This window comes from Arthrobacter sp. 2RAF22 (assembly GCF_052115325.1).
Taxonomy (GTDB): Bacteria; Actinomycetota; Actinomycetes; order Actinomycetales; family Micrococcaceae; genus Arthrobacter.
Map to the genome: position 1 here is coordinate 26,837 of NZ_JBFRGL010000016.1, position 11,987 is coordinate 38,823.

General features: G+C 64.0%; 13 protein-coding genes. All 13 read left to right on the forward strand.

Annotated elements, in window-relative coordinates; genetic code table 11:
• The first annotated feature begins 90 nt into the window (after positions 1-90).
• Complete coding sequence (rpsD, locus tag AB4068_RS12650) at positions 91-711, forward strand: 30S ribosomal protein S4 (protein ID WP_028267147.1); 621 nt, start codon at positions 91-93, stop codon at positions 709-711.
• Positions 712-859: 148 nt separating this feature from the next.
• On the forward strand, positions 860-1,234 hold the full coding sequence (locus AB4068_RS12655; protein ID WP_441433561.1) for a DUF948 domain-containing protein: 375 nt from the start codon (positions 860-862) through the stop codon (positions 1,232-1,234).
• Between the two features lie 58 nt (positions 1,235-1,292).
• A complete protein-coding gene (locus AB4068_RS12660) occupies positions 1,293-1,505 on the forward strand; it encodes a hypothetical protein (protein WP_059389200.1) in 213 nt (70 codons plus the stop codon).
• Between the two features lie 120 nt (positions 1,506-1,625).
• Entirely contained in the window at positions 1,626-4,304 is a 2,679-nt protein-coding gene (gene alaS / locus AB4068_RS12665; RefSeq protein ID WP_441433562.1) for an alanine--tRNA ligase, read from the forward strand.
• A 2-nt stretch (positions 4,305-4,306) separates the two neighbouring features.
• Positions 4,307-4,894 (forward strand): Holliday junction resolvase RuvX, encoded by a 588-nt coding sequence (gene ruvX, locus AB4068_RS12670; RefSeq protein ID WP_441433563.1) that lies wholly within the window; start codon positions 4,307-4,309, stop codon positions 4,892-4,894.
• Positions 4,894-6,576 (forward strand): endolytic transglycosylase MltG, encoded by a 1,683-nt coding sequence (gene mltG / locus AB4068_RS12675; RefSeq protein WP_441433564.1) that lies wholly within the window; start codon positions 4,894-4,896, stop codon positions 6,574-6,576. The genes ruvX and mltG overlap by 1 nt, the downstream gene beginning before the upstream one ends.
• Positions 6,573-7,439 carry a shikimate dehydrogenase gene (locus AB4068_RS12680; RefSeq protein ID WP_306959777.1) on the forward strand — a complete coding sequence of 289 codons (867 nt, stop codon included), beginning with the start codon at positions 6,573-6,575 and terminating at the stop codon, positions 7,437-7,439. Before mltG ends, AB4068_RS12680 begins: the two co-directional genes overlap by 4 nt.
• Before the next feature lie 29 nt (positions 7,440-7,468).
• Positions 7,469-8,668, forward strand: coding sequence for a chorismate synthase (aroC, locus tag AB4068_RS12685; RefSeq protein WP_441433565.1), 1,200 nt, complete (start codon positions 7,469-7,471; stop codon positions 8,666-8,668).
• Complete coding sequence (locus tag AB4068_RS12690) at positions 8,668-9,234, forward strand: shikimate kinase (RefSeq protein ID WP_275937070.1); 567 nt, start codon at positions 8,668-8,670, stop codon at positions 9,232-9,234. The genes aroC and AB4068_RS12690 overlap by 1 nt, the downstream gene beginning before the upstream one ends.
• Positions 9,231-10,322: a 3-dehydroquinate synthase gene (gene aroB, locus AB4068_RS12695; protein WP_284989274.1), complete on the forward strand. Its 1,092-nt coding sequence runs from the start codon at positions 9,231-9,233 to the stop codon at positions 10,320-10,322. The genes AB4068_RS12690 and aroB overlap by 4 nt, the downstream gene beginning before the upstream one ends.
• Positions 10,319-10,840 (forward strand): tetratricopeptide repeat protein, encoded by a 522-nt coding sequence (locus AB4068_RS12700; RefSeq protein ID WP_059389193.1) that lies wholly within the window; start codon positions 10,319-10,321, stop codon positions 10,838-10,840. Before aroB ends, AB4068_RS12700 begins: the two co-directional genes overlap by 4 nt.
• A gap of 168 nt (positions 10,841-11,008) precedes the next feature.
• Positions 11,009-11,572, forward strand: coding sequence for an elongation factor P (efp, locus tag AB4068_RS12705; RefSeq protein WP_028267136.1), 564 nt, complete (start codon positions 11,009-11,011; stop codon positions 11,570-11,572).
• Positions 11,572-11,982 carry a transcription antitermination factor NusB gene (gene nusB / locus AB4068_RS12710; protein ID WP_059389192.1) on the forward strand — a complete coding sequence of 137 codons (411 nt, stop codon included), beginning with the start codon at positions 11,572-11,574 and terminating at the stop codon, positions 11,980-11,982. The genes efp and nusB overlap by 1 nt, the downstream gene beginning before the upstream one ends.
• Positions 11,983-11,987 lie beyond the last annotated feature (5 nt).

The window sequence follows — 11,987 nt, forward strand, 5'->3', positions numbered from 1 at the left end:
GCGCCCCGTAGCAAAAGGCAGCGGTTGGCCGATGCTCTCCCTCATGGAGGCCAGTAACACTGACACACCGCAGATATTGGAAGGACACAAGTGGCTAACAACACTCGTGCTCGCCGTACCGCACGCCTTTCGCGTGCACTCGGCATCGCTCTGACTCCCAAGGCCGCCAAGTACATGGAGCGCCGTCCGTACGGCCCCGGTGAGCATGGCCGTGCCCGCAAGAAGCAGGACTCTGACTACGCCGTACGTCTGCGCGAAAAGCAGCGTCTGCGCGCCCAGTACGGCATCCGCGAAGCCCAGATGACCCGTGCCTTCGAAGAAGCACGTCGCACCAAGGGCCTGACCGGTGAAAACCTGATCGAACTGCTCGAAATGCGTCTCGACGCCCTCGTGCTGCGTGCCGGCTTCGCCCGCACCATCGCCCAGGCCCGCCAGCTGGTTGTGCACCGCCACATCCTCGTTGACGGCATCCGCGTGGACCGCCCGTCGTTCCGCGTTGCGGAAGGCCAGCTCATCCACGTTCACAGCCGTAGCGAAGTCATGGCTCCGTTCCAGGTTGCAGCTGCCGGCGCACACGTCCTGAACGTCGTTCCGGCATACCTGGACGTCAAGATCGACGCCCTCCAGGCACGCCTGGTTCGTCGCCCGAAGCGCTCCGAGGTCCCCGTGACCTGCGAAGAGCAGCTCGTGGTCGAATTCTACGCTCGCTAATTCCCAGCAAGCACATACAAAGAAGCCCGTGGCACGCGCCGCGGGCTTCTTTGTATGTAAGGTACTTGGGGAAGCCACGCCGGGGTGCCTGTGTAGAACCACATGGCGAACCAGCGGCAAAGCAACAAATGCTAGGAGACGAGTGTCCATGACTGGTGGCGATATTGCAGGCCTGATCGCGGCCGGAGTTTTCGCGCTCCTTGTAGTGCTGTTGGCCGTGCCGATCCTCAAACTAGGGCGCGTCTTCGAYGAGGTCTGCACCTCCATCCGTTCCTTGAGCGACGGAGCGACCCCCCTGATGGACGAGGTCACGGCGACGGTTTCCACCACCAACCAGCAGCTGAAAAAGGTGGATGGCATCACCTCCAACGTTTCCGACGCCTCCGCCAACATCTCTGCCTTGTCCTCGCTGGTGGCCGCAACAGTCGGTTCGCCGCTCATCAAGGTGGCAGCGTTCAGCTATGGAGTGCGCTCGGCTTTTGCCGCCCGCCGCAAACCGGGCAGTGGCCGCCGCAGCCGCTGAATCCGTTCGTAAGTCACGACCTTCGTATGTCAGGAAAACTGTGAAAAGAATTGTCTGGATGGGGATCGGCATGGCAATCGGAGTCATCGCCTTCCGCAAGATCACCCAAGCACAGGCCGCCATTGGCCCCGAAGGCCTGAACCGTGCCGTTGCGCGGCTGGCCGACGGCGTGTACGACTTCGCCGACGCCGTGCGCGCCGGAATGAATGAACGCGAAGTCGACCTCAGGGCCGCGCTTGGCATCGTAGAGTCCGACGCCGGCAGCCGTTAGCAGCCGCGGTTCGCCCAAGCGGCCGTCAACAGGGCAGAATTAGAAGCTGCGGCAATGGCGCATGCCAGAACCGCGCACAAACTCATGTGCAGTGAATTGAGAAGGGTAAGTAATCAGCTAATGAAGTCGCAGGAGATCACCAAACGCTGGGTGGACTTTTTTGTCAGCAAGGGCCACACAGCCGTCCCCTCAGCATCGCTCGTATCCAGCGACCCTTCCCTGCTCTTCACTGTGGCCGGCATGGTTCCCTTCATTCCCTACCTCACCGCCCGCGAGGAGCCGCCTTTCGACCGCGCCACGAGCGTCCAGAAGTGCATCCGCACCGGCGATATCGAGGAAGTGGGCAAGACCGCCCGCCACGGCACGTTCTTCCAGATGTGCGGAAACTTTTCCTTCGGGGACTACTTCAAGGAAGACGCCATCAAGTTCGCCTTCGAGTTGCTCACCAAGAGCGTCGACGACGGCGGTTACGGACTCGACGTCGAGCGCCTCTGGGTGACCGTCTACGAGGAAGACGACGAAGCCCAGGACTTGTGGCTGAAGAACACCGGCATCCCTGCGTCTCGCATCCAGAGGATGGGGAAGGCCGACAACTACTGGTCCACCGGGCAGCCTGGTCCTGCCGGCCCGTGCTCGGAAATCTACTATGACCGCGGCCCGGCCTATGGCGCCGAAGGCGGTCCCATCGCGGACGAAAACCGCTATGTCGAAATCTGGAACCTCGTGTTCATGCAGTACCAGATCGAGAACGTCCGCTCGAAGGTGGACTTCGACATCGTTGGCGAACTGCCCAAGAAGAACATCGATACCGGCCTCGGCATGGAACGCCTCGCGATGATCCTGCAGGGCGTCGAAAACATGTACGAAACGGACCAGGTCCGTCCCGTCATCGACAAGGCCGCAGCCCTTTCCGGCAAGGAATACACCTCTGCCGAGTCCGCTGACGACCCGCACCACACGGACGACGTCCGGATGCGCGTCGTCGCCGACCACATCCGTTCGGCCCTCATGCTCATTTCCGACGGCGTGTCCCCGTCCAACGAAGGCCGCGGCTACGTCCTGCGCCGGCTGATCCGCCGTGCCGTCCGTGCGATGCGCCTCCTCGGGGTCGAAGAAGCCTGCCTGCCGCAATTGCTCCCGGCTTCCCGCGACGCCATGAAGGGTGTCTACCCCGTGGTGGAGACCGACTTCGATCGCATCAGCCGCATCGCCTACGCCGAAGAAAAAGCCTTCCTGCGCACCATCGCCTCCGGCACCGCGCGCCTCGAGGAAGCCGTGGTGCTCTCCAAGGCCGCCGGAAAGCCTCTGTCCGGCGAGGATGCCTTCGCCCTTCACGACACCTACGGATTCCCGATCGACCTCACCCTCGAAATGGCCGAGGAGGCCGGCTTGAAGGTTGACGAAGCCGAATTCCGCAGCCTCATGCTGGAGCAGCGCCAGCGCGCCCAGGCGGATGCCAAGGCCAAGAAGGGTGGACACGCCGACGTCTCGGCCTTCCAGGAGCTCCTGGCCGAGGGCGAGACGGTCTTCACCGGCTACACCGAACTGGAAGGCGAGGCCCGGGTCCGCGGCATCGTGAGCTCCGGCCGGCGTGTTGCCCACGCCTCCACGGGCGACGAAATCGAGCTCGTGCTCAACGAGACCCCGTTTTACGCAGAGGCGGGTGGCCAGTCGGCCGACAAGGGCCTCATCACCGGTGACGGCTTCGTCGTCGAGGTCCTCGACGTCCAGCGCCCCGTGAAGGGCCTGAGCGTCCACAAGGCTATCGTCCGCGAAGGCGAGATCGCCTCGGACGCTTTGGTGCGTGCCGCCGTCGACCGCGAACGCCGCCACGCCGCCGAGCAGGCCCACACGGGCACCCACATCGTGCACGCCGCCCTGCACCAGATCCTCGGCCCGGAAGCCACCCAGCGTGGCTCTTTCAACAAGGCCGGTTACCTACGCTTCGACTTCGCCTGGGGCGAGGGATTGAGCGCAGCCACGAAGTCCGAGATCGAAGAGGTCTCGAACATCGCCATCCGCAATAACTTCCGGGTGGACACCAAGGTGATGGGCCTCGCCGAGGCAAAGGCCCTGGGCGCCATGGCCCTCTTCGGCGAAAACTACGGCAGCGAAGTCCGCGTCGTGGAGATCGACGGCGCGTGGTCCCGTGAGCTTTGCGGTGGCACCCATGTGGCCAACACCTCCCTCATCGGGAGCCTGTCGCTGCTCGGCGAGCAATCCGTGGGTTCGGGAAACCGCCGCGTGGAAGCCTTCGTCGGCCTCGACGCCTTCCGGCACCTCGCAGCTGAGCGAGCCTTGGTCACCGAGCTTACGGAGATGCTCAAGGTCCCGTCGGGCCAGTTGGCGGACCGGATCTCCAGCACCTTGGCCAAGCTCAAGGCAACGGAAAAGGAACTCGACCGCCTCCGCAAGGAACAGCTGACCGCAGCCGCTGCGAACCTCGTTGCCACGGCCCAGGATGCCGCAGGCGTCCGGGTAGTGGCGCACGACGCCGGCCAAGTCGGGGGAGCGGACGACCTCCGCAGCCTCGCCATGGACATCCGAAACCGGCTCGGCTCCGAAGCTTCCACGGTTGCCGTGGCCGGTGTCAGCAACGATCGTCCGGTCATCATCATCGCCACCAACGAGGCAGCGCGTGAAGCGGGCGTCAAGGCAGGCGCCCTTGTCCGCGTGGCCGCAGGAATCCTCGGTGGCGGCGGTGGCGGCAAGGACGACGTCGCCCAAGGCGGCGGAACCGACGACGCGAAGATCGCACCGGCCCTTGCGGCCGTTGTGGACGCGATCGCCAAGCGCTGATTTTGGAGGCCATTGCGAGCAACGACGACTACCCCCGGGGCATCAAACTGGGGGTAGACGTCGGGACCGTCCGTGTGGGAGTCGCCATCTGCGACCCGGACGGGATCCTGGCCACGCCGTTCAAGACGGTAAGCCGGGACGCCAAGAAGAATTCCGATATCGGGGTCATTGTCCGGCATGCCGAGGAGCTCGGCGTAGTCCAGATCTTCGTCGGCCTGCCGCGGACGATGAAGGGCGAAGAACACGCTTCTGCGGCCATGGCCACGGACTACGCGGACTTGCTGGCAGCCCACTTGCAGCGCCAAGGACTCGATGTTCCAGTCAACATGGTGGACGAGAGGCTCAGTACTGTGACGGCCCACCGCAATCTCCATGAAGCTGGCATGAGCAGCAAGGATCATCGTAAAGTGGTGGATCAGGTTGCCGCTGCCGGAATTCTGCAGCACGCGATCGACATGCAAAAAGCCAGAGGTGCGGATGTGGGCAGGCGCGTGCAGGCGCCAATGCCACCCCAACACATTGACGGTGCCAGTGCGCCGCTGCCGGCCTCCGGCATTGATCCACACTCTCCAACGAGGGGAAGACAATAGTGAGCCCGGTCAACAACGACCCCTCCAACGACGCAGCAGAAGACCGTACCCGGCCTCTGACGCGTCGTGAAATCCGTGCCAGGGAACGATTCCTGGAGACGCAGAACCAGGAGGTGTTGCCACCACCTGTGCCTGTCCACTTTGAACCTGTCGCAGTCCCGAAACCGCAGCCTGCATTCGTCCCGGACTATGCGCCGGCGGCCCCGGAAGCGACCACGCACGCCGCTGACCTCCACGACGACGGTATCCATGGCGACGGTAACCATGGAGAAGCAGTCCGGTCCCAAGAGGACCTGCAGGAGCACCCTGACCCAGCGCAGCCTGAAGTTCCCCTGCAGCCCGTTGACGCTGTGCACCCCATCGACGACACAGTGCAGCCAGAGGTCGAGCACTACGACGTGGCGCACCCCGACGACGTCAGGCACGATACTCTCCACCCCGATGTCGTCGAGCACGACGCTGTTCACAGCTACGACGTTGCACACGATGACGAGTTTCACGACCTGCAGGCCCATGACGAAGGTTATGCGCACCACGACCCCCAGTTCGACTACGGGGTCCACGAGGAGCACGGTGCGCACGACCTCATGGCAGCTGCGACTCCTGCGCCGAAGGTCCCCTCGAAGAAAGTCCGCAGGCGCCGTCGGCTTGTCGCGCTCCTGCTCACCCTCACGGTGTTCGTCGCAGCGGTTGCCGTTGGTGCACAGTTCCTGAAGCCATTGCTCGGGATGGACAAGGTCAGCGACTACCCAGGCCCGGGCACCGGCTCGGTCACCATCACGGTTGCTCCGGGCTCCGGCCCCAAGCTGGTCGCGAGCAACCTCCAGAGCCAGCACGTCATTGCCGACGCCGATTCTTTCGTGGCAGCCTTCACTGCCGCCGGTGGTGAGCTCTCACCCGGTGATTTCACTTTCAAAACGGAAATGAAGAACTCCGATGCGGTGAATGTGCTCCTCGGCAAGGATTCTTCCAAGATCATGTACTTCGCATTGAGTGCCGGATTGCGCATCGGTGAATCCCTTGACGCGATCTCCAAGGGTTCGGGCATACCTCTCTCCGAGTTGAAGGCGCTCAGCGACTCGCCGGCCCAGTTTGGCGTCCCTGCCCAGGCAAAGAACCTGGAAGGCTTCCTGGCACCGGGGGAGTACCGTTTCCCCGTTGGAACCTCTGCCAAGGACATCCTCCAGAAGCTGGTCACGGCCACTACCGACGAGCTCAAGGCCCAGGGTGTCACGGATCCCGCCAAGCAGTACCAGACCATCACGGTGGCCAGCATCGTGCAGGCTGAAGGCGGGCAGGCCGATTACGGCAACGTGGCCGGCGCCATTTACAACAGGCTCAAGCCGGGCAACACCGAGACGAACGGGCTCATCCAGTCCGACGCCACCGTTACGTACGGCCTGGGTACCAAGACCTTCCACCTGACCGACGCCCAGAAGGCCGACAAGGGCAACCCCTACAACACCTACGCCAACGTGGGCCTGCCGGTCGRCCCCATCGGTTCACCCGGCAAGACGGCGATCGATGCCGCCGCCAAGCCGACAGCCAACAACTACCTTTACTGGGTGACGATCAATCTCGACACCAAGGAAACCAAGTTCTCCAGCACCCTGGCGGAACACCTCAAATACGTTGACCAATACAACGCCTGGTGTGCTGCCAACGCCGGACGGTGCGTGTGAGTAGACGTGCTGCCGTCCTGGGGCACCCCATCAGCCACTCGAAGTCACCAGCGCTCCACCGAGCGGCCTACGCGAAGCTCGGGCTCGACATCGAATACTCGGCGATCGATGTAACGGTGGAGCGGCTCCCGGCCTTCATGGCGGGCCTCGTGGACGGGGATGACTGGTGCGGTTTGTCCGTCACCATGCCCCTCAAGACCGCCATGGTGGACGAAGTCGACGAGGTCCGGGGGGCCGGTGCGTACTTGGGCGTCATCAACACGGTGGCTTTCGAAGCGACTGAGTACGGCGTGCGGCGGGTCGGCCACAACACGGATGTGGCGGGCATAGTCGACGCCGTCAGGAATGCAGGAGTCAAGGAGCAGCCGGGCTCGGCGGTCCTTGGCGGCGGAGGGACCTCGGCAGCGGCTATTGCGGCGCTCCGGGAGCTCGGCTCGAAACACGTTGACGTCTTTGTGCGCGACGCCGGGCGGGCCGCCGAGGCGAAAGCCGCGGCAGCCGCCGTCGGGCTTTCCATCCACCTCCGGCCGATGACCGAAGCGGCTGTTGGCATGGCAGGAGCGGATCTGGTGATCTCCACACTTCCGCCGCGGGCGGCGGACGGCATTGCGGCGCAGCTTGAGCAGCTTCCCGTCGGCACGCTTCCCGACGTCGGCACAGGTGTGCTGCTCGATGTGGCCTACGATCCTTGGCCCAGCCGTATTGCCGAAGCATGGCGTTCGCGGGGCGGAGTGGTGGTTCCGGGCCTCGAGATGTTGCTCTATCAGGCCGTGGAGCAAATCCGTTTGTTTTCAGGAGCCGACGTCACCGCCGATGTCATAGATGTGATGTGTGACTCAGTCGGGCTTCCCCGGCGGGTCTAGTAGGGGCCTTACATGGCAGGATTGGATATATGTTGCGTTGGTTGACTGCCGGTGAATCCCATGGCCCGGCACTGCTCGGAATTGTTGAAGGCGTCCCCGCCGGTGTTGAACTGACCAGCGAGGAAATACGTGACGCCTTGGCGCGTCGCCGTCTCGGCTATGGCCGCGGCGCCCGGATGAAGTTCGAGCAGGACGAAGTGACCATCCTTGGCGGCGTCAGGCACGGTGTGACGCAGGGTGGCCCCGTCGCGATCCAGATCGGCAACACCGAATGGCCCAAATGGGAGCAGATCATGTCTGCCGACCCGGTGGACCCCGCAGTCCTCGCGGACCAAGCCCGCAATGCGCCGTTGACACGTCCGCGGCCCGGCCATGCGGACTTCACAGGCATGCAGAAGTACGGATTCCCTGAGGCCCGCCCTGTGTTGGAACGCGCCAGCGCCCGCGAGACCGCCACGCGTGTCGCCTTGGGTACCGTCGCTTCGCAATTCCTGAAGCAGCTTGGCATCGAGCTCGTGAGCCACACCGTATCCATCGCGAGCGTGACCGTGCCCGAGGGCCGCCCCCTGCCCGTGCCGTCCGACGTCCTGGCCCTCGACGCCGATCCTTTGCGTTGTTTCGACCGGGAGACCTCCGACGCCATGGTGGCCGAGGTCGACGCAGCACACAAGGAAGGCGAAACCCTCGGCGGTGTTGTCGAAGTCCTGGCCTACGGCCTTCCGCCGGGGCTCGGAAGCTACGTGCACTGGGACCGTCGCCTCGACTCCCGCCTGGCCGCTGCCCTGATGGGCATCCAGGCAATCAAGGGCGTCGAAGTCGGCGATGGCTTCCTGACAGCGGCCCGCCGTGGCTCCGCCGCGCACGATGAAATCGTCAAGGACAAGACCGGCCGGATCGTCCGCAAGACCAACCGGGCCGGTGGCATCGAAGGCGGCATGAGCATCGGCGAAGTCCTGCGTGTCCGTGCCGCCATGAAGCCCATCGCCACCGTCCCGCGTGCGTTGAAGACCATTGACGTGAGCACCGGTGAGGCAGCCAAGGCGCACCACCAGCGCTCCGACGTCTGTGCCGTTCCGGCGGCGGGTGTCGTGGCCGAGGCCATGGTTGCCCTGGTGTTGGCCGAGGCCGTTGCCGAGAAGTTCGGCGGTGACTCGGTCGCTGAGACCGCCCGGAACCTTCGGGGTTACCTGGACAGCATCCCGGCAACCCTGGACTCGGTCGGCCACTAGTGGTCCGCGGTAACTCGGGCGCCGGTTATGGGCGCGCGATCGTTTTGGTTGGGCCAATGGCCGTCGGCAAGTCGGTCATCGGCCAGCAACTCGCCCAACAATTGGGCGTGCCCTTCGTGGACACGGACGCCGTCATCGTTGAGCACCACGGCACGATTGCGGATATTTTCGCCGGTCGCGGAGAACACGCATTCCGGGAGATCGAGGCCAGGACGGTGGCACGCGCCGTCGACGCTGCGAACATCAACCGTGCCGTAGTCTCGCTGGGTGGCGGCGCAGTGCTCGATTCGGGCACGCAGCAGCTGCTGGGCGACTGCACCGTGATCTACCTTGAGTGCGACGCCGAGACTGTCGCCGAGCGCATTGCCCGCAACACAGGCCGGCCACTCCTGGCCGGTGACGCCATGGCCCGCTGGGAGACCCTTTTTGCCGCCCGGCGTCCAGTCTATGAACGCCTTGCAGACATCATCGTCGACGTCCGGTCCGGGACAGTGGCGGAAATCGCCCTCCACGTGGAGGAAAGACTGCGTGAATACGCGGCCTTGAAAGAGGAAGTGCAAAAGTGAGCAACGAAGCAACTGTCATCAAGGTCACTGGCCAGTCCGCCAACGAGAACTATGACGTCGTTGTCGGGCGCGGGCTCCTGGAGACCCTTCCCGCGAAGCTGGGCGAGCGGGTCCGGCGGGTTCTCGTGATCCACCCTCGTGCCCTGCGCCTCACGGGCGATACGGTCCGCGCCGAACTCGAGGCTGCCGGGTTCACGGCCCTCACAGCCGAGATCCCCGACGCCGAAGAAGGCAAGCACATCCAGGTTGCCGCCTTCTGCTGGCAAGTGCTTGGCCAGAACGACTTCACCCGCTCCGACGCCATCGTGGCGGTCGGCGGCGGCGCGGTCACCGACCTGGCCGGATTCGTCGCCGCAACGTGGCTGCGCGGCGTCAAGGTCATCCACATGCCCACGAGCCTCCTCGGTATGGTGGACGCATCGGTTGGCGGCAAGACCGGCATCAACACGGCCGAAGGCAAGAACCTGGTAGGTTCCTTCCATCCGCCCGCGGCTGTCCTCGCGGACCTGGACACACTCCAGACGCTGCCCAAGAACGAGTTGATCTCCGGAATGGCGGAGGTCATCAAGTGCGGATTCATTGCCGATCCCGCCATCCTGGAACTCGTCGAAAACAAGCCGGAGGAAGTCACCGATCCAGGCTCGGCGGTGCTCCGCGAGCTCATCGAACGCGCCATCGCGGTCAAAGCGAAGGTGGTTTCCGAAGACCTCAAGGAATCCGGCCTGCGTGAAATCCTCAACTACGGGCACACCCTTGGCCATGCGATCGAACTCGTGGAACGCTACTCGTGGCGCCACGGCGCAGCGGTTTCGGTCGGCATGATGTTTGCCGCCGAGCTCGCCCGCAGCGTCGGCCGGCTTTCCGACGTCGACGCCGACAGGCACCGCACCATCCTGGAGGGACTCGGGTTGCCGGTCACCTACCGCCGGGACCGCTGGCAGGGCCTGCTGGACGGCATGCGCCGTGACAAGAAATCCCGCGGAGACCTCTTGCGCTTCGTGGTGCTCGACGGCGTCGCAAAGCCCGGAATCCTTGACGTCCCGGACACCTCGTTGCTCTTCGCTGCCTACCAGGAGATCGCATCATGACCACCGAGACCTTCAGCAGCATCAGCGATTGGCCCACGGGCGGATTCCCCGGGGTGCGCACCAACCCTGACACCCTCCTGCCGGCCATCGTCAACGAGGAAGCCATGCAGTCCGCACTGGCCGAGTCGAGCGATCCGGCCGACCGCATCATGGCCCTCATGCTCGAAGGCCACCCGGGTGAAGCCGCCGAGTTGTTGGCCGAGGCGCGCTACAACGATCCCGAGTCGTTCAAATTACGGATCTTCGAGGCCGAACTGCACCGTGCCACCAACCGCTTTGACCGGGCCGTGGAGCTCTTCCGCCAACTCCTGGGCGAAGTCCACGGCACCGCCAAGGAACCTGTGGTGCACCAATACTTGGGGCGGGCTTATTTTGTGGCCGGCAATCACGTCGCCGCTGCAGAATCGTTTACCAAGGCCTTGGACCTGCGGGTCGCCTTGGCGGCCGACGCTTCGCTGATCTACTCCTCTGCTGTGGCCCTGCAGCGCGCCCGGAACGTCCTCGAGTTCGCCTCCTGACACGGGCGCGGCCAGGCTCGGCGCATTTTGCCGGTAGAATGGACTTTGGATTTTTGATAAATACGCGCTGGCGGCCGTCACGGCATGCCTGCTTGGCATAGTCGGCTGGAAGCTAAACCAGTAGCTAAAGCAGTAGCTAGCACCAGTGAGAGAAACCAGAGGATACTAGTGGCAACCACAAATGACATCAAGAATGGAACCGTGCTGAAGCTCGAGGGCCAGCTCTGGAACATCATTGAGTTCCAGCACGTCAAGCCGGGCAAGGGCGGCGCGTTCGTGCGCACGAAGATGCGCAACGTCATGTCGGGCAAAGTGGTCGACAAGACCTTCAACGCCGGCCTCAAGATCGAAACCGCCACGGTTGACCGCCGCGACTACCAGTACCTGTACCAGGACGGCGCGGACTTCGTGTTCATGGACACCCAGGACTTCGACCAGATCACGGTTTCCGGTGCCACGGTAGGCGACGCCACCAACTTCATGCTGGAAAACCAGATGGTCAACATCGCCATCCACGAGGGCACCCCGCTCTACATCGAACTGCCCCCGAGCGTTGTCCTCGAAATCACCTACACCGAGCCGGGCCTGCAGGGCGACCGCTCCTCGGCCGGAACGAAGCCGGCTACCCTCGAGACCGGCTACGAGATCCAGGTGCCCCTCTTCGTTGAGAACAACACCAAGGTCAAGGTCGACACCCGCGACGGCAGCTACCTGGGCCGGGTCAACGACTAGTGAGCGCCCGTGGTAAGGCCCGTAACAGGGCCCTCGAAGTACTGTTCGAGGCGGAGCAGCGTTCCGCCTCCGCTTTCGAGGTCTTGAAGGCCCGCCGGGAAATGACCGACCTCGTCGTCAACCCGTACACGGTGGACATCGTGGAAGGCGTGGTTGCCATGCAGCCCACCATCGACGAGTTCCTGCAGACCTACGCCCAGGGCTGGACCTTGGAGCGGATGCCGGCGGTAGACCGCATCATCCTGCGGATCGGCGCCTGGGAACTCCTCTACAACGACGACGTGCCTGACGGCGTAGCAGTCAGCGAAGCGGTAGCCCTGGCCAAGGTCATGTCCACCGACGAATCTCCTGCGTTCATCAACGGCCTCCTCGGCCGCTTGCAGACGCTGAAGCCTTCACTGCTCGCATAAGCGGC